Consider the following 22,750-nt stretch of genomic DNA (forward strand, 5'->3'; position numbering starts at 1 on the left):
CAGGGGTGGAGAAGGCGATGCAAGTCACATCGGCGTCGGCGCGGCTCGATTATACGTGACGCCGGGCGTGGCCGATCCCGTGCTGGACGGATGAGCTCGGGGGTGGCATGCTTGTGGTGTCTTCCAGACTTGGTCGGGGTGGTGATGCGGTATTCGGGCAGCGCGGCGGTTTTTTCAAGCTTGTCGAAGGCGCTCGCGTGGCTGGCCTGCTGGGCGCTGTGCGCGTGCGCCGCCGCCGAGCAAGTGTCGCTGCGCCAGTTCGGCCAGGCCGACGGGCTGGCCAACCAGGCCGTCACCAGCATCACGCAGGACGCCGCCGGCTATCTGTGGGTCGGCACCGAGAACGGTTTGTTCCGTTTCGACGGCGCCCGTTTTCGACGCTACGGCAAGCCCGATGGCTTGCCGGCGGCGTTCATCACCGCGCTGGGCACCGATAGCGCCGGCCGCGTGTGGGTCGGCACCGACGCGGGCTTGTGCGAGTGGCGGGGTTCCCGCTGCGTCGCCGTCAAGGATCCAGCTGGCGCGCCTATCGTTGTCTGGGCAGGGCGCGGCTTTGCGCGCAATGGCGAAGACGTGGTGCTGGTCGTGGGCCAGCGCGATCTTCTCGAGTTACGGCCCGGCGCCGCCGCCGGCGCGTGGCAATCCCGATATTATTTCAGCGCGGCGCAGCGCGCCGCGCATCCCGAGCTGGCACGCATCGGCGGCGTCGCCGTCGGTGCCGACGGCGCCGTCTGGACCGGATGCGGCGAGCAGGTGTGCCGCTATGGCGCCGGCGGACTGACCGTCTATGGGCCGCGGGAAGGCGTGCCGGGGGCCTTTTGGCGCGGCATCCTGGTCGGCAAGGACGGCGTGGTGTGGGTGCGCAGCCAGGACTACCTGGTGTCGATCGCGCCGGGCGCCGCGCGGGCGCAGTCCCACACCCCGCCGGGCGTGGCGCAGACGACCGTGAGGCAGTATTTTCCGATGACGCAGGACAGCGACGGCACGCTGGTGTCGAACAACGACAACGGCCTGCTGCGGGGCCTGGACGGGCAATGGCGCGAATACGGCGCCAGGGAGGGGCTCAAGGCCGACGGCGGCATCTCCGCCATCTTCACCGATCGCGATGGCGAGTTGTGGCTCGGCCTCGCGGGCCGCGGCCTGGCACACTGGCAGGGCTACCGCTCCATCGTCAACTGGACCACCGGGCAGGGTTTGCCCAGTGACGATATGTGGTCGTTCCACCGGAGCGCCGACGGTGTGCTTTTTCTCGGCACGGGGCGCGGCCTGGCGTTCCAGCGCCCGGGCGAGCCGCGTTTCGCCCAGCCCACCGGCGGCTACGAGGGCGCCGATCATCAAATCGGCGCGGTGACGTCGGACCGCGCCGGCAACGTGTGGAGCGGCGCCTTCTCCGGTGCGCTGGTGCGTCGAGATCATGACACCGGCCGCAGCGTCCACGTGGCGAAGCTGCCGCTGATTTTGCGCCTGTTCCTGGATGCCGCCGGCCAGTTGTGGATTGCCACCAACAACGGCTTGTATGTGATCCGGGATCCGGAACGTTCACCGGCCCCGCAGCTGGTCGCGGAGCCGCGCTCTTTGCTGGGCGTGCCGAAGGAGGATATCAATATGACCGCCGCCTGCCAGACCGCCGACGGCACCTTGTGGTTCCTCGCCAACGGCACGCTGCTGCGGCTGGCCGGCGGACGCTGGAGCATGCCCGGAATGCCGTCGACCTTCAGCATGTTGAACTGCGACGCCGGCAACCTGTGGCTGGCGGAAGACCACGCGCCCATGGTCTGGTACGGACCCGCCGACGACGAGGCTGGGACCCTGGCGGTGCAGCGCCTGCCGCTGGCCGACACGCCGATGGCGGCGCGCGCGGTGATGTCGATGCATGTCGACCGCCGCCACTGGCTGTGGATCGGCAGCGATGACGGCGTGGCCGTCTGGAACGGCAAGGCCTGGCGCGTGCTCGATCAGCAGAGCGGGCTGGTTTGGAACGACAGCAATCAGTACGCGATCTTCGAGGACACCGACGGTTCGATGTGGATCGGCACCAGCGGCGGCGCCTCGCATATCGTGCACCCTCAGGAGCTGTTCGCACCCAAGGAGCTGGCGCTGCGGATCGAGTCGGTCGACTACGACGGCAATCCGCTGGGCGTCAGCAAGGCGCAGATGATCGCCTGGAGCGGCGGCGCGCTCGAGGTCAGGCTGGCGGTGCTGTCGTTCCGCAACCACGAGGCGCTGCGCTACCGCTACCGCCTCAAGGGACTGGAAAACGGCTGGACCGTCACCGACTCCTCGGCCTTGCGCTATCCGGCGCTGGCGCCGGGCAGCTACGTGCTGCAGGTGAGCGCGGAGAACCCGATGCTGCAGGCGGCGGCCGGGCCGGTCGAGCTGCCGGTGACGATCATGCCGCCGTGGTGGCAAAGCGGCTGGTTCTACGCCGGCTGCGCGCTGCTCGCGGTGGTGCTGGCGTGGCTGCTGTACCGCTGGCGCCTGCGCGGCGTCCTGCGCCGCAGCGCGGCGATGGAGCAGCTGGTGCGCGAACGGACCATGGAGCTGGAGGCCTCGCGCGAGGAGCACCGCATGCGCTCCCTCAAGGACGGGCTGACCAAGGCCTGGAACCGTGTCGCGATCATGGAGATGATCGGCCAGCAAATCGCCGCCACCGCGCGCAGCGGCGGCAGCTTCATGGTGGTGATGCTGGACCTGGACCACTTCAAGCGCATCAACGACACCTACGGCCATCTGGCCGGCGACGCGGTGCTCAAGGAGTTCGTGCGGCGCCTGTCGGACCGCCTGCGCGGTTCCGACACCGTCGGCCGCTATGGCGGCGAGGAGTTCATCCTGCTGCTGCCAGGGCTGTACGCCGGTGGCGGCGAGCAGCGCATCCGCGAGCTGCACCAGGAAGTCTGCGCCGATCCGGTGGTGGAGGACGGCGTTTCCATCGACATTGCCTGCAGCTTCGGCGTGGTGGCCGGACCGCTGCCCGGCTGCACGCCCGAATCGCTGATCAAACTGGCCGACAAGGCGCTGTACCGCGCCAAGGAAAACGGCAGGAACCGCATCGAGTACGCCGAGCGCGAACCCTGATGCCGGCAGGGTCGTCCAACTTTCCATACAGGCACCCCTGGACCGGTCCAGCTTTTCATGCCGGTATCACGTTGCAATCATCATTTCCGTAAAGAATTGTCATTGAAATCAATGGCTTGAAAGGCCATTTTTGGCTTTTCGGCGCTGGCATACCCATTGCTATCTACCCGTACCCCGCGGCGCCGCCGGGGAAAAAATACGGAGATGATAAAAGTGAAAAAAAAGCGCCCACTAACGCTGTACATCCTGATCGCCATGGTGTTGGGCGTAGCCGTCGGCTACGCGTGCCACCAGGCTTTCCCCGATAAAAAGGCCGCCGCCGACATTGCCGGCCATATCTCGATCGTGACGGACGTGTTTCTGCGTCTGATCAAAATGATCATTTCGCTGCTGGTGTTTTCGACCCTGGCGGTCGGCATCGCGCACCTGGGCGACGGCAAGGCCGCCGGCCGTATCGGCATGAAGGCCATGGGCTGGTTCGTGATCGCCTCGCTGGTGTCGCTGACCCTGGGCATGGTGCTGTCCAACCTGATGCAGCTCGGGACCCATCTGGGCCTGCCGCTGCCACCGATCGACGCCACCACCGGTCTGAAAACCTCGGCGTTCACGCTCAAGGAATTCGTCAGCCACATGGTGCCGAAGTCGCCGATCGAGGCGATGGCCAACAACGAGATCCTGCAAGTGCTGGTGTTTGCGATCTTCTTCGGCAGCGCCCTGGGCGCGCTGGGACAATCGGCGGCCAAGCTGACCGCCGGCGTCGACCAGCTGGCGCAGGTCATGCTGCGCATCACCGGCAGCATCATGAAGATGGCGCCGCTGGCCGTCTTCGCCGCGATGGCGTCGGTGGTAACCACCAACGGCCTGGGCATCCTGGCGACCTTCGCCAAGTTCATGGGCGGCTTCTATCTGGGCCTGGTGTGCCTGTGGGCGCTGCTGATCCTGGGCGGCTTCGCCTTCATCGGCAAGCGCGTGTTCCGCCTGATGGTGCTGATCCGCGAACCGTTCCTGCTGGCGTTTTCGACCGCCAGCTCTGAGGCGGCCTATCCAAAACTGCTGGTGGCGCTGGATCAATTCGGCGTGCAGCGCAAGATCTCCAGCTTCGTCATGCCGATGGGGTATTCGTTCAACCTCGATGGCTCGATGATGTACTGCACCTTCGCCGTGCTGTTCATCACGCAGGCCTACGGCATCGAACTGTCGCTCGGTACCCAGATCACCATGCTGCTGCTGTTGATGGTGACGTCCAAGGGCATCGCCGGCGTGCCGCGCGCCTCGCTGGTGGTCATCGCCGCCACGCTCAATCAATTCAACATCCCGGAGGCGGGCCTGCTGCTGTTGATGGGCATCGACCAGTTCCTGGACATGGGCCGCTCCGCCACCAACGCGGTCGGCAACGCCGTCGCCACCGCCGTCGTCGCCAAGTGGGAAGGCGCGCTCGATGAAGAGCAGGCGCCGGTCACGGAGAAGGACAGCGCCGCTAACATTCGCGCCGCCTGAGTCCTGAGTCCTGAGTCGCACCAGTTTAGTACCCAAAAAAGTAGCACTACAAAAGTAATCTCGGGAGATGTAACGATGCAGAAAAATATCATGGGCGCCCTGGCGCTGGGTTTGTTGTCGTCCGCCGCGCCGGCGCAATCGTCGGTCACCGTCTACGGCGTCGCCGACGCCGGCCTGCTGGTCGAGCGGGGCGCCGCCGCCGGCAATACCACCAAGATCGGTAGCGGCATCGGCTCGGGCTCGCGCCTGGGCATCAAGGGCAAGGAAGACCTGGGCGGCGGCATGTCGCTGGCCTTCGGTCTGGAAAACGGCAACAACCTCGATACCGGCATACCCGCCCAGGGCGGGCTGCTGTTCGGCCGCCAGGCCTACCTGTGCCTGACCACCCCGGTGGGCGCGTTCAGTGTCGGCCGCCAGTACTCGCCATTCTACAAAACGCTGAACAACATCGCCGACCCGTTCCAGACCGGCTTCGCGGGTAACTCGCAAAACATCTTCGCCAATAACTCGCGGGTGGACAACTCGGTGGAGTACATCACGCCGAAGGCGGCCGGCTTCTCGGCGGATGTCCTGTACGGCTTCGGCGAAGTGGCCGGCGACACCAGCAAAAACCGCAGCATCGCCGGCAGCGGCACCTACGAAAACGGTCCGCTGACGCTGGTGCTGGCGCACCAGCAGCGCGACAACGCGCTGTCCACCGCCCGCAGCCGCAATACGATGCTGACGGCGCGCTACCAGTTCTCCAGGGTCACGGTCCACGCGGCGCACGCGCGCAACAAGGATTTGCTCGAAAACGAAAGCAAGGATACGCTGCTCGGCTTCACGGTGGCGCTGCCGGTTGGTACGCTGCTGATGTCCTACATCGACCATCACGACGATTCGGCGCTGCGGCAAGATGCGAAGCAGGGGGCGATCGGTTATCTGTATCCGCTGTCGCGCCGCACCGACCTGTACACCGCCTATGGTCATATCAACAACCGCAACGGCGCCAGTTTCAAGGTCGGCACGGCCACCGACACCGGCACCGGCACCACTGGATTCAACCTCGGCGTGCGGCATGTGTTTTAATGGCCGTGGTTTGAACGCGGCGTGATCGCTGGTTGAGTAAATACGAGGGGATTATGGCGGCAGCATCATCGCAGACGGTTCCACCATCGCGGCCTGGCCGGCGGCTTTGGGGGCGACTCACGCTGTGGGTGTTGCTGCTGGCCGCCTGTCTGGCGCTGGCGATTTTTTGCTGGCGCTGGGCGGAGAACGCGGCGATCGAGCGGCTGCGCCTGTCCGGGGCGCAGCGGCTCGACGGCTATGCCCTCAGTCTCGAGAACCTGCTGGCCAAATACGATTTCCTGCCCGGCACCCTGGAGTTGAACAAGGACGTCATCGCCCTGTTGCAGCATCCCGGCGACGACGCGCTGCGCGGGGAGGTCAACCAATACCTGGAGAAGGTCAACCGCCTCTCCAAATCCACCACCATCTATATCGTCAATCTGCAGGGCGTGACGCAGGCGGCGAGCAACTGGCGCGAGCGCGACAGCTTTGTCGGCGACGACGTCTCGTTCCGGCCGTACGTGCGCGACGCGCTGCGCCGCGAGCCGGGTGGTTTTACGGCGTCGGCACCACACGCGGCGAGCCGGGTTATTTTTTTGCGCACGGGATTTATCACAACGGCCGCATGCTGGGCGTCGCCACGGTCAAGGTCAATATCGAGAAGCTGGAGAAGGGCTGGGTGCAGGGCGCCGACAAGGTGCTGCTGGCCGATGCCCACGGCGTGGTTTTCCTGACCTCCGCGCCGGAATGGAAATACCGCACGCTGGCGCCGCTGGCGCCGGAGGTGCGGCAGGAACTGGAGGCGTCGCGCCAGTATTTTTCGCACGCGCTGACGCCACTGGGTTTGCGCGAGGAGCGCCGCATCGACGGCGGCGCCAGCATCGTCGACGTGCCCGCGGCGGCGCAGGCAGCGGAGCCCGATCCCGGACCAGGTTCGCGCATGGTGAGCCAGGCCCGCTCGCTGGCGCCGCGCAAATGGCAGTTTGTGTATCTGTCCGATCTGGCGCCGGCCAGGGCCAGCGCGCGCAACGTGTTCTTGTTCGCCTTGCTGGTGCAGGCATTGCTGGTGATGCTGGTGCTGTACGCGCGCCAGCGCCGCCGCCTTGGCCGGCAGCGGCTGCGCGCGCGCGAGGACCTGCAGCGCGCCTACGACAATCTGGAGACGATGGTGGCCGAGCGCACCTCCAGCCTTCAGCAGATGACGCACAACCTGAGCGAGGAGAATATCGTGCGCCGCAAGGCCGAACAAAAGCTGCGCCAGGCCCAGAGCGAACTGGTTCAGGCGGCGAAGATGGCGGTGCTGGGGCAGATGTCGGCCGGGATCACGCATGAACTGAACCAGCCGCTGACGGCCCTGCGCACGATGGCCGACAACGCCAAGGTGCTGATCGAGCGCGATCGCTTGGACGAGGCCAAGACCAACCTGGCGACCATTTCGCAACTGGTCGGGCGCATGGGACTGATCACCGGCCAACTGCGCCAGTTCGCGCGCAAGGCCGACGCCAGCCTGCGGCCGGTGCCGGTGGCGGCGGCGATCACCGCCGCGCTGTTCCTGGTGGAGCGGCGGGTGGAGCGCGAGCGCGTGAACTTCCGCATGTCGATGCGCAGCCAGGACGTGCATGCGCTGTGCGACAGCAACCGCCTGGAGCAGGTGCTGGTCAATTTGTTTAACAACGCGCTCGATGCGATGACCGACAGCGAAACGCGCGAGCTGACCGTCGGCGTCGAGCGCACCGACGAACGCGTGATGATCGGCGTGGCCGACACCGGCCCGGGCATCCCGGAAGACATCCGCGCCCATTTATTCGAACCATTTTTCACCACCAAGCCGCAAGGGCAGGGCCTCGGACTGGGGCTGGCCATCTCCGAGCAGATCGTGCGCGAATTCGGCGGGCTGCTGCGGGTCGAGGCCAGCGCCTCGGGTGGAGCGCGGTTTATTATTGAATTGCCGCTTGCGGAGCAGGAGACTACGGATGTATGAAGCGATGAAAGTATTGTTGGTCGAGGACGACGCCACCGTGCGCGCGGGCAGCGCGCAGGCGCTCGACCTGGCCGGATTCCAGGTCGAGGCCTTCCACGCGGCTGAACAGGCGCTGGCGAAGGTCACCCCGGGATTCGCCGGCGTGATCGTCAGCGATGTGCGGCTGCCCGGCATGAGCGGGCTCGATCTGATGGCGGCGGTGAAGGCCATCGACCCCCAATTGCCGGTGGTGCTGGTGACCGGGCATGGAGATATCACGATGGCGGTGAACGCCATGCGCGACGGCGCCTACGACTTCATCGCCAAGCCGTATTCGTCGGAGCAGCTGTCCGAGGTGGTGCAGCGCGCGCTCGAGACGCGCCGCCTGACCCTGGAAGTGGCGGCGCTGCGCCACCGCATCGAGCACGGCGTCGGCATCGAGGCCACCTTGCTGGGCGATTCGGCGCCGATGCGCGACCTGCGCCGCCTGATCCTGGACCTGGCCGACGAACCGGCCGATGTGCTGATCTACGGCGAGACCGGGACCGGCAAGGAGATGGTGGCGCGCTGCCTGCACCAGTACAGCCGCCGCCACAAGCGCAATTTCGTCGCGCTCAATTGCGGCGCCATCCCGGAGAATATCTTCGAGAGCGAGGTGTTCGGCCACGAGCCGGGCGCCTTCACCGGTGCCGGCAAGCGCCAGGTCGGCAAGATCGAATACGCGGACGGCGGCTCGCTGTTCCTCGACGAGATCGAGAGCTTGCCGATGTCGCTGCAGGTGAAGATGCTGCGCGTGCTGCAGGAACGGTACGTCGAGCGGCTCGGTTCCAACAGCCAGGTGCCTGTGGACGTGCGCGTGATCGCCGCCGCCAAGGATGATTTGAAGGAGCTGTCGGACCAGCAGAAATTCCGCAGCGATTTATACTATCGCCTGAACCTGATTGTGCTCAACCTGCCGCCGCTGCGCGAGCGTCGCGAAGATATTCCGCTGCTGTTCGAGCACTTCCTGCTCGGCGCGGCGGCGCGCTACAAACGCGCCGCGCCGCCCGTGCCCGGGCCGCTGATGCAGTCGCTGATGGCGCACGACTGGCCGGGCAATGTGCGGGAGCTGCGCAACATCGCCGAGCGCTTTGTGCTGGGATTGTCGAGCGGCGCCGACGGCCTGCTGTCGGCGCGCAGCCTGGCGCCGTTGCCGCTGGCCGAGCAGGTGGGGTGCTTCGAGCGCGCCGTCATCGAGCAGGAGCTGCGCAAGGCCGGCGGCAGCGTCAGCGAGGTCAGTGTGGCGCTGGCGGTGCCCAAGCAGACGTTGTATTACAAGATGCAAAAGTACGGGTTAACGCCGGACGTGTACAAGTAATCGGCGCGCGAGCTCCGAACGGTTGTGCGGATTTCGTCGTTCTTTGTGATTTGCCGGCGCAAGACTTGCGGCGCCGGGCGGCGTATATTATTGGATAACATCGTCTATTCAGGATAACCATGCGCGCCTCGTCACCGTTCCGTCACCGTCGATTGATCCTGCAAGGCGCCGCCAGTCTGGGGCTGATATCTGGCTGGAGCGCCAGGGCCAATGCGGCCGGCGCTGCGGCGGCGACCGGCGCCACAGCCACCGCAGCCGGCGCAGCCGATGCGCCGGCCACGCCATCCTCCGCCACGGCGGTGCCCATGTTCGACGTGCGTCTGCTGCCTTCCTTTTACGCCGAGGCGCTGCAGGCCAACCAGTCCTACCTGCTACGCCTGAACGCCGACCGCTTCCTGCACAACTACCACCTGTTCGCCGGCTTGCCGGTAAAGGGCAAGATCTATGGCGGCTGGGAGTCGGACACCATCGCCGGCGAGGGGCTGGGTCACTACCTGTCCGCGCTGTCGCTGATGCACGCGCAGAGCGGTCTGCCGGCGCTCAAGCCGCGCATCGATTACATCGTCGCCGAGCTGGCGCGCGTGCAGCGGGCGCAGGGCGACGGCTACATCGGTGGCTTCATGCGCAAGCGCAAAGACGGCAAGGTCGTCGACGGCAAGGAGATCTTCCCCGAGATCATGCGCGGCGAGATCCGCTCGGCCGGATTCGACCTGAATGGCTGCTGGGTGCCGCTGTATAACTGGCACAAGGTGTTCGCCGGCCTGTTCGACGCCCAGACCTACGCCGGCAACGCGCAGGCGCTGCAAGTGGCGACGGGACTGGCCGGCTACATGGCCAAGGTGTTCGACGCCTTGAACGACGAACAGTTGCAGCAGGTGCTGGCGTGCGAACATGGCGGCATCAACGAAAGCTTCGCCGAACTGTATGCGCGCACCAACGACGAGCGCTGGCTGAAGGTGGCGCGGCGGCTGTACCACCACAAGGCGCTGGCGCCGCTGGCCGAAGGCCGCGACGAACTGGCCAACCTGCACTCGAACACGCAGATTCCCAAGTTGATCGGCCTGGCGCGCCTGTATGAGCTCAAAGGCCAACAAAGCGACGCCGACACCGTCAAGTTTTTCTGGAAGACGGTGACGGACCACCACAGCTACGTCATCGGCGGCAACGGCGACCGCGAATATTTTTCGGGCCCGGACACCATCGCCGCCCACATCACCGAACAGACCTGCGAAGCCTGCTGCAGCTACAACATGCTGAAGATGACGCGCCACTTGTATAGCTGGTCGCCGGACGCCGCCTATTTCGACTACTACGAGCGCACGCACCTGAACCACATCATGGCGCACCAGAATCCGCGCACCGGCATGTTCACCTATATGACGCCGCTGATGTCGGGCGTGGCGCGCGAGTACTCCAGCGAGGAGAACGATTTCTGGTGCTGCGTGTTGTCCGGCATCGAGAGCCACTCCAAGCATGGCGACTCGATCTATTGGGAGAGCCGCGACACGCTGTTCGTCAACCTGTACATTCCGTCGCTGGTGAAGTGGCGGCACGCGGCGGCCACCCTGGAGATGACGACGCGCTATCCGTTCGAGAGCGATATCGACATCAAGGTCAAGCGCCTGGCCGGCCAGCGCTATTACACGCTGGCCCTGCGCATTCCGGCGTGGGCTTCGGGGCATACCTTGCTGGTCAACGGCAAGCCGCACGCGGCCAGCAAGGACAAGGGTTACCTGTTCGTGCGGCGCCGCTGGCGCGCCGGCGACACCGTGCGTCTCTCGCTGCCGCTGGAGCTGCGGCTGGAATCGGCCGCCGGCAACGACAAGGTGGTCGCGCTGTTGCGCGGACCGATGGTGCTGGCCGCCGACCTGGGCGCGGCCGACAAACCGTTCGACGGCCTGGCGCCGGCGCTGGTCGGCGCCAACATCCTGGCCTCGTTCAAGGAGGCCGACAAGGTGAAGGCCGTGTACCGGACGGTGGGCAGCGGCCGGCCCGGCGACATGAAGTTCACGCCGTTCTTCGCCCAGTACGACCGGCGCGCGGCGGTGTACTTCAACGCCTACAACGAGCAGGAATGGGCTGCCTCCGAAGTGGCGTTCCGCAAGGAGGAGGCGCGCCTCAAGGACCTGGCCGACCGCTCGATCGACGTCATGCACCTAGGGGAGATGCAGCCGGAGCGCGACCACGACCTGCAATCGGACATCTCGTATCCGGTGTCGTACCGCGGCCGCATGGGCCGCGATGCCCGCACCGGCGGCTATTTCAGCTTCCGCATGAAATGCGGACCGGGACAGCTGGTGCTGCAGGCCAGTTATTGGGGCGAGGAGCGCAACCGCGATTTCCATATCAGTATCGACGGCGAGCGGGTGGCCCGCGTCAAGCTCGATGGCAGCCATCCGGGTGAGTTCATCGACCGCGATTATGTGCTGCCGGAGAGATTGACCAGCGGAAAGAACAGTGTCGTGGTTCGATTCGATCCGGAGCCCGGCCACACGGCGGGGCCGGTGTTCGGCGCGCGCTTGTACGTGCAGCGCTGACGGCGAGGCAGGCCGGGACTGGCGCGGTTTCAATCAGACTCCGCTGTTGCAAGATTAATGATACGCTCATAAGTATTGTTATTCTGTAATCGCACGAGGCTTTTATGAATCTACCGGCATTGCCCCAGCTGCCGGCCGCGCGCTTCCTGACCGCGCCGGGAGAATTGGGTGCGCAGATTTTGGCGTACGATTGGGCGCGCACGCCGTTGGGGGCGATCGAGGATTGGCCGCACAGCCTCAAGACGGTCGTCAGCCTGATGCTCAGCTCCCGCCAGCCGATGTGGATAGGGTGGGGCGAACAGGCCACCTTCCTGTACAACGACGCTTATATCGGTGTGCTCAGCATGGCCAAGCATCCCTGGGCGCTGGGGCGTCCGGCGGCGGAGGTGTGGGCGGAGATCTGGGATATCTGCGGCCCGCTGGCCGACCGCGTGTTCGAGCACGGCGAGGCCACCCTGGCCGACGACGTGCGCCTGTTCATGAGCCGTGGCGATTTTTTGGAGGAGACGTTCTTTTCGTTCTCCTATAGCCCGGTGCGCGATGAATCGGGCAACGTGGCGGGATTGTTCTGCCCCAACCTCGACGTCACCGCCAAGCATTTGAACGCCCGCCGCCTGCGCACCCTGTCGGACATGAGCACCCGCATGCTGCAGGAAAAAACCGTGGATGGAGCCTGCGCGGCGGCGATGGCCAGTATCGCCGCGAATCCGGACGACCTGCCGTTCGCGATGCTGTACCTGGCGCACGACAACCCGGAAGGTGCGTCCGTCGGCGCCGCCGCGCTGGCGCAGGCCACGCATCCCGACCTTCCGCGCCAGCTTTTTCCGATCGACGAAGTCATCGCCGATGCCGCCACCCGCGTGGTGGCGCTGCGGCGATCGGCGGAGCGGGAGGCGGAATCCGCATTCCCGTCCGGCCTGGCCAACCAGCCGATACGCGAGGCGCTGGTGCTGCCGCTGATGGGCGCCGGCACGCAGCAAACCATCGGCGCGTTGGTGCTGGGCGTGAGCGCGGCGCGCCGGCTAGACGCCGACTACCGCCGCTTTCTGGAGCTGATCGCGATCCAGACCGGCAACGCGATCCAGCAGGCGCGCGCCGCCGAGGAGGAGCGCCTGCACGCCGAGATGCTGACGGAGCTCGATCGCGCCAAGACCCAGTTCTTCAGCAATGTCAGCCACGAGTTCCGCACGCCGCTCACGCTGCTGCTCGGACCCATGGAAGACGCGTTGCGCGACGCCGCCGCGCCTTTGCCGCCGGCGCAGCGCGCGCGCATGGAGCTGATGCGGCGCAACGGCCTGCGGCTGCAAAAGCTGGTCAACACGCTGCTTGAATTCTCGCGCGTGCAGGCCGGCCGCGCGCAGGCCAGCTTCGCGCCCACCGATCTGCCGGCCCTGACCGCCGATCTGGCCAGCAGCTTCCGCTCGGCCATCGAGGGCGCCGGCATGCGGCTGGTGGTCGACTGTCCGCCGCTGGCGGCGCCGGTGTATGTCGATCCGGGCCTGTGGGAAAAGATCGTTCTGAACCTGCTCTCGAACGCCTTCAAGTTCACATTCGAAGGGCAGATCGCTATCTCCCTTCATCAGGCGGGAACCAACGCGCGACTGACTGTGAGCGACAGCGGCACCGGCATTCCGGCGGACCAGTTGCCGCACCTGTTCGAGCGTTTCCACCGCGTGGAAGGCGCGCGTTCGCGCACCTACGAGGGCTCGGGCATCGGCCTGGCGCTGGTGCGCGACCTGGTGGCGCTGCACGGCGGTGCTATCGGCGCCGACAGTGAGCCGGGACGGGGGACGGTGTTCGCCGTCGAGATCCCGCTGGGCAGCGCCCATCTGGACCCGGCGCACGTGCGCGAGCAGCGCCTGGAGGAATGGCGGCCGACGGCGGTGCAATCCTATGTGGCCGAGGCGGAGGGGTGGGTACAGCCGGCGGCTCCGCTCCCGGACGCCGATCACGCGCCGGGTGCGCGCCATGGGCGTTTGCTGATCGTCGACGACAACGCCGACATGCGCGACTACCTGCGGCGCTTGCTGCGCGGTGTTTGGGATGTCGAGGTGTGCAACAACGGCCGGGAAGCGCTGGACGCGGTGCGGCGCCGGATGCCCGACATCGTCCTCTCCGATGTCATGATGCCGGAGCTAGACGGCTTCGGTTTGCTGGCGGCGCTGCGCGGCGATCCGGCCACGCGCGAGATTCCGATCATGCTGCTGTCGGCGCGCGCCGGCGATGAGGCGCGGCTGGAAGGACTGCAGGCGGGCGCCGACGACTATCTGATCAAACCCTTCTCCAGCCACGATCTGGTCGCGCGCATCGAGGTGCTGCGCCTGCGCAGGCAAGCGCGCATGGTGGACGTGGCCGTGGCGCGCCGCACGCAGAGCATCTTCAGCCAGGCGCCGGTGGCGATCGCCATCCTGCGCGGGCCGGAACACGTGTTCGAACAGGCCAACGCCTGCTACCAGGAGATGGTCGGGCCGCGCGCGCTGGTCGGTCTGTCCATTCGAAACGCCTTCCCGGAGCTGGAGGGGCAGGGCATCTTCGAATTGCTGGACGGCGTGCTGGCCGGCGGCGAGCCTTACGTGGGGCGCTCGGTGGCGGTGCGTTTCCGGCGCGGCCATGGCGAGGAATTGACCGATTGCTGCTTCGATTTCGTCTATCAGCCGCTGATCGACGATGACGGCCGCACCGAGGGCGTGGCCATGGTGGCCTTTGAAGTGACGGAGCTGGCCAACGCCAAGCGCGCCGCCGACGCGGCCAACCGCGCCAAGGACGAATTCCTGGCGATGCTGGGCCACGAATTGCGCAATCCGCTGGCGCCCATCGTCACCGCGCTGCAGCTGATGCGCTTGCGCGGCGGCGACTACGCCCTCAAGGAACGCACCGTCATCGAACGCCAGACCAGGCATCTGGTCGCGCTGGTCGACGATTTGCTCGATGTCTCGCGCGTCGCCGAGGGCAAGATCCAGTTGCGGCGGCAGTCGGTGGAAATGGCCGAAGTGGTGGCGCGCGCGATTGAAACGGCCAGCCCGCTGATCGAGGAAAAACGCCATGTGCTGGAGGTGCAGGTGCCGGCTTCCGGGCTGGCGGTGATGGCCGATCCGGGGCGCTGCGCGCAAGTGCTGGCCAACCTGTTGACCAACGCCGCCAAGTACACCGAACCGCAGGGCCGCCTGAGCGTAAAGGCCTGGCGCGACGGCGGCCACGCGGTGGTGGCGGTGCGCGACAACGGCATCGGCATCGCGCCCGACATGCTGGCTTCGGTGTTCGACCTGTTCGTGCAGGAGCGGCAGGCCTTGAGCCGCTCGCGCGGCGGTCTTGGACTCGGCCTGACGATCGCGAAGAGCATGATGGTGCTGCACGGCGGCAGCATCGGCGCGCGCAGCGACGGCGTGGGGCTGGGCAGCACCTTTACCATCCGCATGCCGGTACTGGAGCAGGTCTTCGAGTCGCCGCGCGCCGCCGTGCCGGCCGCGCGCCAGGCGCCTTCGCGGCAGGCCAGCTCCGGCTTGAAGGTGATGGTCGTCGACGATAACGAGGACGCCGCGCAGGCCATCGGCGAGGCGCTCGAGCTGATGGGGCACGAGGTGCATGTGATGTTCGGTGCGCCGGAGGCGCTGGCCAGCGAAGGCAGCTTGCGTCCGGATGTCTGCCTGCTCGACATCGGCCTGCCCGGGATGGATGGCTATGAGCTGGCGCAGCGCCTGCGCCAGCAGGCCTGCCAGCGGCCCTTGCGGCTGATCGCGGTCACCGGCTACGGCCAGGACGGCGACCGCCGGCGCGCGGCCGAAGCGGGCTTCGACAATCACTTAACCAAGCCGGTCGATCTGGTGACGCTCGACGGCCTGCTACGGGGCGGAGGTTAAGCAGGGATGATGCGCCAGGCGCCAGGCATTCTTCACGACATCAGTTGGGGGCCTGCCAGCGGAAGGTCGCGCCAGCGCTTGCCGGTGGCGTCGGCCAGCGCGTTGCCCAGCGCTCCCGCCATCGGTCCCTGCGCGGCTTCCGCCACGCCGAGGAATGGAGCGCCCGGCCGGTCGATCAGCACCACGTCGACCTTGGCCGGCACGTTCGAATAGCGCATGATCGGATAGCTGGCCCAGTCGACGCTGGCGATGCCGTCCGGGCCGAATTGCAGGCGCTCGTACAGCGTCCAGCTGGCGGACTGCAGGATGCCTCCCTCGATCTGGTTGCGGATGCCGTCCGGATTCACGCCTTGGCCGCAATCGACGGCCGCCGCCACCCGCACAATGTGCACTTCGCCGGTGCTGCGCTCGACCCGGATTTCGACCGCCAGCGCGACATACGCCATCAGATTCTTGTACTGTCCGAAGCCGAAGCCGAAGCCGTGGTGGCGGCGGCGCTGCCGTTCCCGCCTATCCCAACCGAATTTCGACGCGGCGGCACGGATCACATCGCGCGCGCGCGGGTCGTCCAGATGGCGCAGGCGGAATTCGACCGGATCGGTGCGGGCCGCCGCCGCCAGTTCGTCTATCATGCCCTCGATGGCGAACAGGTTGATGTGGGCGCCCAGCGAGCGCATGGCCGACGTGCGCAGCGGCGTCACCGGCAGAAAATGGTTGATCACCTTCGAATTGGCGAACGCGTACAGCGGTGCGGCGTTGCGGTCGCCGCCGCCCTCGGGCATCGGCATCGGCAGCGAGGGGCTGGGCGTGAACGGCTTGGCCAGCAGTTGCGCCGGTAGCAGCTTGCCGGCGTTGCCGGGGCGTTCGTTGTGCGAGCCGCTCCACAGTTCGTAGTGCCAGTCGCAGACCTTGCCGCCGGCGTCGAGCGATGCGCTCAGCTCCGTGCTCATCGCGGGCGCGTACGGCTCCCACTGGTTTTCCTGGTCGCGCATCAACTGCACCCGCACCGGCCGCCCGGGCATGGCGCGGGCGATCAGCGCGGCATCGGCCGCCACGTCGTCGGCGCCGTTCTGGCCATAACAGCCGGCGCTCTCGGTATGGATGCAGCGCACCGCGTCGAGCGGCATGGACAGCATCTCGGCGATGGCCGCGCGCAGCGGATAGACGCCTTGGGTGTGCGTCCACACCGTCAGCTGCGCGCCATCGAGCACCGCCACCGAGCACGATGGGCCGATCGAGCCATGCAACACATATTGTTTGGTGTAGCGGTTCCTGATGGTGGTGACGGCAACCGCTCCACCGGGGGCACGCTTGTCCTCGACCACGATGTCCTGGGCGGGAAGGGCGCGCAAGGTGGCGTGGATGCCGGCGGCGGCCGGCAGGGCCGGACCCTTGGCCCACCTGGCGCCGGCCGATAAGGCGCGCATCGCCAGGATCGCCTGCCATTCGTCGGCCGCGACGACCGCCAGGTAGTTGCCGTCGACGAGTACCTTCAGCACACCGGCCATCCGCTCGACGGCCTTGACGTCGGCCGACAGCAGGCGCGCGCCGTAGGCCGGCGGACGCACCACGCGGGCATGCACCATGCGGGGCGGGCGCATGTCCTGCACATAGCTGGCGCCGCCGGTCAGCTTGGCCGGTATGTCCACGCGCGGCAGCGAACTGCCGATCACGGTGTAGGCACCGGCGTCCTTCAGCACCGATTTGGCCTGCGCCGCGCGGTGCAGATCGATGCCGCGCAGCGCCAGGCCATAGTGCATGTTGCGCCCGTCCGGCGCGATGATCGTGCCGGCCCGGGTTAAGAGGTTGTCCGGTGCGAGCTTCCATTGCGCTGCGGCGCCTTGCACCAGCAGCGCGCGCACCTGGGCGGCGGCGTGCAGCAGGGCGGTGCCGCTGTCGGCGATGGTGTGGCTGCCGGCGGTGTAGCCCTCGTTGGGTGTGCGGCCGGTGTCGCCGGTGATGAAGTCGATGGCGGCCGGCGCCACGTCCAGCTGTTCGGCGGCGATCTGCAGCAACGCCGTGCGCACGCCGGTGCCCAGTTCCACCTTGCCGGTGAAGACCGTGACCTTTCCGTCGGCGGCGATCCTGATCCAGGCGTCGAGCATCGGATTGGTTTTCAGGCTGCCCGCCAGCGCCTTGTTGGCCACCGGCGGCACGCCCATCGCGTTGAATTCGGCAAGCGCGAGACGCGGCAGCAGGGAAAATCCCAGCACCAGGGCGCCGGCGCCCAGTGTGGCGCGGCGGCGCAGGTCGATGGTTTCGGTGTCGGTGACGCGGTCCGTCATGGCTTGCTCCCCGCCGCCTTGTGCGCCAGGGGCGCGACGCGGCGCGCGGCCGCCACTTCGCCGATGGCCGCCAGGATGCGCATATGCGTGCCGCAGCGGCAAAGGTTGGGCTCCATGTGGGCGCGGATCTGGGCCGCGCTGGGCTGCGGATTCTGTTCGAGCAGCGCCTGCGCGCGCATCACCATGCCGGCGATGCAGTAGCCGCATTGCGCCGCCTGGTGCCGGATGAAGGAAGCCTGCAGCGGGCCGGGATGGGCGGCGCTGCCCAGGCTTTCGATGGTGCGCACGCGGCGCCCTTCGCAGGCCGCCAGCGGCGTCAGGCAGCCGAACACCGGCTGGTCGTCCAGCAGCACCGTGCAGGCGCCGCACTGGCCAAGGCCGCAGCCGAATTTGGCGCCGTTCAGCTCCAGCTGGTTGCGCAGCGCGTACAGCAGCGGCGTGGAGGGATCGATGTCGAGCGTGTGGGTGACGCCGTTGACGGTGAGTGTGCTCATGGCTGGTTCTCCTTGCGAATCTCGGTGACGCGGCGCTCAAGCTTCGGCCACGGCGCGCGCTTGCCGATGTCGGCGCGGACGTAGGCGGCGATGCTGGCGATCTGCGCGTCGTTGAGCGAGGCGGCGAACGCCGGCATGAAGGTGGCCGAACGCGCTGGCGTCCATGGCACGCCGTTCAATACGATCTGTATCAGGTTGTCGGGGCGGTCGCCGGCGACGGCGGTGCTCAGGTTGAGCGGCGGCCGGCCACCGGTCGTCATCATCGGGGCGGCGTCGCCGTGGCAGCCGGCGCAGGCGCCGGCAAACAGCGTGCCGCCCTGGCGGATGCGGCCGGCGTCCGCACCGGTGGCCGGCGGCGCGGGGGGCGGGGCCGCGGGCGCCGTCGCCGTCTGCAGCGACATCAGGTAGGCCGCCATCGCCTTGGTGTCTTCCGGCGGCACCAGCGACAGGCTGTGGGCGACGGGCGCCATCGGCCCGGCGGCGGCACCATGCTCAGGCGACCAGCCATGGCGCAGGTACGCCGCCAGTTGTTCGGCGGTCCACGGCTTGGGCGCGCGCAGCAGCGCCGTCAGCGCCGGCGCGTCCCAACCGTCGATATTGCCGCCACCGAAGGCGGGACTGCGCTCGCCGCCGATCGGGTCCAGCGCGCTGTGACAGGAGGCGCAGTGGCCGGCGCCGTCCACCAGATAGCGGCCCCGATTCCATTCTGCGCCACGGGCCGGATCGTCCGGTGTCGGACCGCTGCGCAGGTAGAGTAGGTTCCAGCCCGCCAGCAATGGCCGGAAGCCCAGTGGGAAAATCAGCTGGTTGTCGGGCGCTGTCGCTTGCACCGGCGCGCGGGTCATCAGATAGGCGTAGGCGTCGCCGATGTCGGCGTCCGTCAGCCGCGTGTAGTGAATATAGGGGAAGGCGGGATACAGCAGATGGCCGTCGCGGGAGACGCCGTGGCGCAGCGCGCGGGTGAACGCGGACAGCGACCAGTTGCCGATGCCGGTGGCGGCATCGGGCGTGATGTTGGTTGTGTAGATGGTGCCGAAGGGTGTGCGCAGCGGCAGGCCCCCGGCGTAGGGCCGGCCGCCGGCGGCGGTGTGGCACACCATGCAATCGCCGACGGCGACGATGCGCGCGCCGCGCGTCACGCTGGCGGCGTCGAAACCGCCGGGGGCAGGCGGCGCGACGGGTGCCAGCGCCGGTTGCACTATCCACGCCGCCGCCAGTGCGCCGGCGGCCAGCGCCGCGATGCCGGCGGCGACCCATCTCCGTGTTGTTTTTCTCATTCCCGTTCCCGATCTTCGGCATTTGTCACAGATGCCAATGTGCCATCTGGCGTACCGTTTGTAACCTTTCAAAAGGCAGGGCAGGGAACTGGAATGCGCAAAAACCTATCCGGAGTATAGGCCGCAAGCCGCGCGATCCCCCCTATAATGGGAGGGATTGCCTGTTTCATAATTCATAATTCATAATTCATAAGGACAGCATGTTTCGGGTACCGCGCACTCCCTGGTTGTCCGGGTTGTTGGTTTGCTTGACGTTGTTGATCTTCGCGGTCGATACCTTCACGCCGCTGGACATGGCGGTGGCCGTGATGTACGTGGTGGTGGTGCTGCTGTCGGCAAGCGTGTGGCAGCGGCGCGGCGTGCTGCTGGTGACCGGCATCTGCCTGGCGTTGACGGTCGCCTCCTACCTGCTGACGCACACGGTGGTGTTCTCCGGCGCCGCCGCCGGGCGCATGATGGTCGGCCTGCTCGCCATCGGCATCACCGCCTTCCTGGCGCTGCGCGGACAAAGCGCCACCAACGCGTTGCTGGCGCGCGAGCACGCGCTGCGCCGCAGCGAGGCGTTTTTGGCCGGCACGCAGCGCATCAGCAAAACCGGCAGCTTCAGTTTCAAGGCTCCAGACGGTGCAATGTACTGGTCCGACGAGGCGGCGCGCATCTTCGGCTACCCGCTGGACGTGACGCCGACGATGGAGCGGGTGCTGGAGCGCTGCGCGCCGGACGACCGTCCGCTGGTGCGCGCGGCGATGGAGCGGGCGCTCGGCGCGGAGGGCGTGGTCGATCTGCGCCACCGCCTGCTGCTGCCGGACGGCCAGCTGAAATATGTGCACGTGCTGGCCGAGCCGCGCTACGACAAGCAGGGCGCCTGCGAATACCTGGGCGCGGTGACCGACGTCACGGCGGCGGTGCTGGCCGAACAGGCGCTGCACAGCGCCCAGGTGCAGCTGGCGCACGCCACCCGCGTGACGATGCTGGGCGAACTGGCGGCCTCCATCGCGCACGAAGTGAATCAGCCGCTGGCGGCGATTTCCACCAACGGCGAGGCCTGTTTGCGCTGGATGAACCGTCCGCAGCCCGACCTGGCCGAGGCGCGCGCCACAGTCGCCAGCATCCTGGAAGCGAGCGCACGCGCCACCGGCGTGATCAGGCGCATCCGCGCGCTGGCGCGCCGCAGCGATCCGCAGCACGCGGTGCTGGACCTGAACGCCGTCGCCGAGGAAAGCGTGGACCTGGTGCGGCGCGAACTCGATACCCATCGCGTGGCGCTGACCCTGGCCCTGGCGCCGCAACTGCCGCCGGTGTGCGGCGACCGCGTGCAGCTGCAGCAGGTGATCATCAATCTGCTGATGAACGCCAGCCAGGCCATGGCCACCTGCGCGCCTGGACAAGCGGTGCTGATGCTGCGCACCGGCCTGACCGCCGACGGCGCGCCGCTACTGTGCGTGAGCGACTCCGGCCCCGGCATCGCGGCCGACGCCGCGCCGCGCCTGTTCGAGGCGTTCTACAGCACCAAGGAGGATGGCATGGGCATGGGATTGCCGATTTGCCGTTCCATTATCGAGACCCACGGCGGCCGCATCTGGGTAGGCCAGCCCGCCCCGCACACGCCGCTGAACGGCGCCATCATCACCTTCTCCGTGCCAGCCTATGAACCAGATTGATTCCATTGACTACGCCGAAACGCTGGTCTACATCGTCGACGACGAGGCGCCGCTGCGGGAAGCCCTTTCCAGCCTTTTGCGGTCGGTGGGCATGCGGATCGCCGCCTTCGCGTCGGTGGCCGAGTTCCTGGCCGAACCGCGCGCCGACGTCACCAGCTGCCTGCTGCTCGATGTGCGGCTGCAGGGCGTCAGCGGCCTCGATTTCCAGGCCGACCTGCAGCGCGACGGGGTGGCGCTGCCGATCATCTTCATGACCGGCCATGGCGACATCCCGATGTCGGTGCGGGCGATGAAGGCCGGTGCGATCGACTTCCTGGCCAAGCCGTTCCGCGACCAGGAGCTGCTCGACGCGATCGACGCCGCGCTGCGGGCCGACCAGGCGCGGCGCCTGCGCGACGGTGCGCTGCAAGGACTGACCGCGCGCTATGAAAGCCTGACGCCGCGCGAGCGCGAAATCATGGCGCTGGCCGCGCGCGGCCTGATGAACAAGCAGATCGCCGGCGAAGTGGGCACCAGCGAGATCACCGTCAAGATCCATCGCGGCAACGCCATGCGCAAGATGCAGGCCAAGACCTTCGCCGACCTGGTGCGGATGGCCGAGGCGCTCGGCCTCGCCTAGCCAGAACGTTCGGGGTCAAGTCTGTCATTCGGACACGGACCCAGGCGTATCGCTGTTTTTCAACATGAGGTCGTGTCCGAATGACAGACTTGACCCCGGCGGGGAGGCCAGACTTTAACCGATACGGCCGCGGGGACCTATACCCTCGTATGATTTCCCGGATGTCGGCGAGGCTGTATTGTTCCACCATGCGCAGGACGGCCGCGAGACGCCGTTCGAACATGGGAGCACCCAGTGTCTGATCCGGAACCACATTTTTGTAACATTGCCATCGTCGACGACGACGACGCCGTGCGCGTCGGCTTGAGCAGCCTGCTGCGCTCCTACGGCTACGCGGCGCAGGCCTTCGATTCGGCCCAGGCGTTGCTGGCCGAGGGCGCCGATGCGCTCGGCCGGTTTCATTGCGTGATCACCGATTTGCAGATGCCCGGCATGAGCGGCATCGAGCTGCTGGAGGCGCTGCGCCGCCAGGGCAGCACCTTGCCGCTGATCCTGATGACGGCCTTTCCCGAGGCGGCGCTGCGCAAACGCGCGCTGCAGGGCGGCGCCTCATGCTTTTTGAGCAAGCCGTTCGACGCCAGCCAGCTGCTCGCCTGCCTCAGGAACGCCGCAGCTTCCTTGCCGCCAGCGGATTGATGTTGTCGGCGCACTCGCCGCAAAAGCCGTACAGCGACAGCGCGTGCTCGTGCAGCACGAAGTTGCGCTCCCTGGCCACCGCCTCCTGGCGCGCCTCGATCTCGGCGTCGAGGAATTCCTCCATCTTGCCGCAGTTGGTGCAGATCAGGTGGTCGTGGTGGCCGCCCTCGTTGAGCTCGAACACCGACGCCACCGAATCGAAGTGCCGGCGGATCAGGATGCCGGCGTCGGCGAACTGCATCAGCACCCGATACACGGTGGCCAGCCCCATGTCGATGTTTTCGTCGTGCAGCAGGCGGTAGACGTCGTCCGCGTTCAAATGCTTGCTTTTCGATTCCTGGAACAGTTGCAGGATGCGCAGACGGGGGAGGGTGGCCTTCAGGCCAAGCTTGCGCAACTCTTGAGGGATATCCATACGTCTCTCTGATGATAATGATAATGATTCTTA

General features: G+C 67.0%; 15 protein-coding genes. 11 read left to right on the top strand and 4 right to left on the bottom strand.

Annotated features, from left to right (window positions below):
* Nucleotides 1-180 precede the first annotated feature (180 nt).
* The 8 genes from AC0IYS_RS12155 (at nt 181) to AC0IYS_RS12190 (ending at nt 15,330) form a co-directional block, all read left to right on the top strand.
* A complete protein-coding gene (locus tag AC0IYS_RS12155; RefSeq protein ID WP_471705378.1) occupies nt 181-3,075 on the top strand; it encodes a diguanylate cyclase in 2,895 nt (964 codons plus the stop codon).
* Nucleotides 3,076-3,288: 213 nt separating this feature from the next.
* On the top strand, nt 3,289-4,572 hold the full coding sequence (locus tag AC0IYS_RS12160; RefSeq protein WP_471705379.1) for a dicarboxylate/amino acid:cation symporter: 1,284 nt from the start codon (nt 3,289-3,291) through the stop codon (nt 4,570-4,572).
* A gap of 75 nt (nt 4,573-4,647) precedes the next feature.
* Nucleotides 4,648-5,640, top strand: a complete 993-nt coding sequence (locus AC0IYS_RS12165) for a porin (protein ID WP_471705380.1) — start codon at nt 4,648-4,650, stop codon at nt 5,638-5,640.
* 53 nt (nt 5,641-5,693) lie between these two features.
* Nucleotides 5,694-6,353 carry a PDC sensor domain-containing protein gene (locus AC0IYS_RS12170; RefSeq protein ID WP_471705381.1) on the top strand — a complete coding sequence of 220 codons (660 nt, stop codon included), beginning with the start codon at nt 5,694-5,696 and terminating at the stop codon, nt 6,351-6,353.
* A complete protein-coding gene (locus tag AC0IYS_RS12175; RefSeq protein WP_471705382.1) occupies nt 6,245-7,600 on the top strand; it encodes a sensor histidine kinase in 1,356 nt (451 codons plus the stop codon). The genes AC0IYS_RS12170 and AC0IYS_RS12175 overlap by 109 nt, the downstream gene beginning before the upstream one ends.
* On the top strand, nt 7,593-8,936 hold the full coding sequence (locus AC0IYS_RS12180) for a sigma-54-dependent transcriptional regulator (protein ID WP_471705383.1): 1,344 nt from the start codon (nt 7,593-7,595) through the stop codon (nt 8,934-8,936). The genes AC0IYS_RS12175 and AC0IYS_RS12180 overlap by 8 nt, the downstream gene beginning before the upstream one ends.
* 119 nt (nt 8,937-9,055) lie before the next feature.
* Nucleotides 9,056-11,473: a beta-L-arabinofuranosidase domain-containing protein gene (locus tag AC0IYS_RS12185; RefSeq protein ID WP_471705384.1), complete on the top strand. Its 2,418-nt coding sequence runs from the start codon at nt 9,056-9,058 to the stop codon at nt 11,471-11,473.
* Between the two features lie 104 nt (nt 11,474-11,577).
* Nucleotides 11,578-15,330, top strand: a complete 3,753-nt coding sequence (locus tag AC0IYS_RS12190; RefSeq protein ID WP_471705385.1) for an ATP-binding protein — start codon at nt 11,578-11,580, stop codon at nt 15,328-15,330.
* A gap of 32 nt (nt 15,331-15,362) precedes the next feature.
* Here the strand turns inward: AC0IYS_RS12190 and AC0IYS_RS12195 are convergent, their stop codons facing one another.
* Genes AC0IYS_RS12195 through AC0IYS_RS12205 form a run of 3 tightly spaced genes read right to left on the bottom strand, consistent with a single transcriptional unit; the run spans nt 15,363 to nt 19,386 of the window.
* Nucleotides 15,363-17,615: a xanthine dehydrogenase family protein molybdopterin-binding subunit gene (locus AC0IYS_RS12195; protein ID WP_471705386.1), complete on the bottom strand. Its 2,253-nt coding sequence runs from the start codon at nt 17,613-17,615 to the stop codon at nt 15,363-15,365.
* A complete protein-coding gene (locus tag AC0IYS_RS12200; RefSeq protein ID WP_471705387.1) occupies nt 17,612-18,109 on the bottom strand; it encodes a (2Fe-2S)-binding protein in 498 nt (165 codons plus the stop codon). Before AC0IYS_RS12200 ends, AC0IYS_RS12195 begins: the two co-directional genes overlap by 4 nt.
* Nucleotides 18,106-19,386: a c-type cytochrome gene (locus AC0IYS_RS12205; RefSeq protein ID WP_471705388.1), complete on the bottom strand. Its 1,281-nt coding sequence runs from the start codon at nt 19,384-19,386 to the stop codon at nt 18,106-18,108. The genes AC0IYS_RS12200 and AC0IYS_RS12205 overlap by 4 nt, the downstream gene beginning before the upstream one ends.
* A 248-nt stretch (nt 19,387-19,634) precedes the next feature.
* Between AC0IYS_RS12205 and AC0IYS_RS12210 the strand changes: the two genes are divergently transcribed.
* From AC0IYS_RS12210 to AC0IYS_RS12220, 3 genes are all read left to right on the top strand, one after another.
* The gene (locus AC0IYS_RS12210) at nt 19,635-21,047 is read left to right on the top strand and encodes a sensor histidine kinase (RefSeq protein ID WP_471705389.1); all 1,413 of its coding nucleotides are present in this window, start codon (nt 19,635-19,637) and stop codon (nt 21,045-21,047) included.
* Nucleotides 21,034-21,666: a response regulator transcription factor gene (locus AC0IYS_RS12215; protein ID WP_471705390.1), complete on the top strand. Its 633-nt coding sequence runs from the start codon at nt 21,034-21,036 to the stop codon at nt 21,664-21,666. The genes AC0IYS_RS12210 and AC0IYS_RS12215 overlap by 14 nt, the downstream gene beginning before the upstream one ends.
* Before the next feature lie 234 nt (nt 21,667-21,900).
* Nucleotides 21,901-22,302 carry a response regulator transcription factor gene (locus AC0IYS_RS12220; protein WP_471705391.1) on the top strand — a complete coding sequence of 134 codons (402 nt, stop codon included), beginning with the start codon at nt 21,901-21,903 and terminating at the stop codon, nt 22,300-22,302.
* On the opposite strand, the gene fur is transcribed toward AC0IYS_RS12220, so the two are convergent.
* Nucleotides 22,265-22,717 (bottom strand): ferric iron uptake transcriptional regulator, encoded by a 453-nt coding sequence (fur, locus tag AC0IYS_RS12225; RefSeq protein WP_471705392.1) that lies wholly within the window; start codon nt 22,715-22,717, stop codon nt 22,265-22,267. The genes AC0IYS_RS12220 and fur overlap by 38 nt on opposite strands.
* Nucleotides 22,718-22,750: the final 33 nt, after the last annotated feature.

This window comes from Duganella sp. AC237, assembly GCF_979254035.1.

Excerpts from the sequence above, each read along its gene's own strand:
- AC0IYS_RS12175 (WP_471705382.1), top strand. The coding sequence starts at position 6,245 with ATGCTGGGCGTCGCCACGGTCAAGGTCAATATCGAGAAGCTGGAGAAG.
- AC0IYS_RS12195 (WP_471705386.1), bottom strand. The coding sequence starts at position 17,615 with ATGACGGACCGCGTCACCGACACCGAAACCATCGACCTGCGCCGCCGC.
- AC0IYS_RS12165 (WP_471705380.1), top strand. The coding sequence starts at position 4,648 with ATGCAGAAAAATATCATGGGCGCCCTGGCGCTGGGTTTGTTGTCGTCC.
- AC0IYS_RS12180 (WP_471705383.1), top strand. The coding sequence starts at position 7,593 with ATGTATGAAGCGATGAAAGTATTGTTGGTCGAGGACGACGCCACCGTG.
- AC0IYS_RS12205 (WP_471705388.1), bottom strand. The coding sequence starts at position 19,386 with ATGAGAAAAACAACACGGAGATGGGTCGCCGCCGGCATCGCGGCGCTG.
- AC0IYS_RS12215 (WP_471705390.1), top strand. The coding sequence starts at position 21,034 with ATGAACCAGATTGATTCCATTGACTACGCCGAAACGCTGGTCTACATC.
- AC0IYS_RS12200 (WP_471705387.1), bottom strand. The coding sequence starts at position 18,109 with ATGAGCACACTCACCGTCAACGGCGTCACCCACACGCTCGACATCGAT.
- AC0IYS_RS12190 (WP_471705385.1), top strand. The coding sequence starts at position 11,578 with ATGAATCTACCGGCATTGCCCCAGCTGCCGGCCGCGCGCTTCCTGACC.
- AC0IYS_RS12170 (WP_471705381.1), top strand. The coding sequence starts at position 5,694 with ATGGCGGCAGCATCATCGCAGACGGTTCCACCATCGCGGCCTGGCCGG.
- AC0IYS_RS12185 (WP_471705384.1), top strand. The coding sequence starts at position 9,056 with ATGCGCGCCTCGTCACCGTTCCGTCACCGTCGATTGATCCTGCAAGGC.
- fur (WP_471705392.1), bottom strand. The coding sequence starts at position 22,717 with ATGGATATCCCTCAAGAGTTGCGCAAGCTTGGCCTGAAGGCCACCCTC.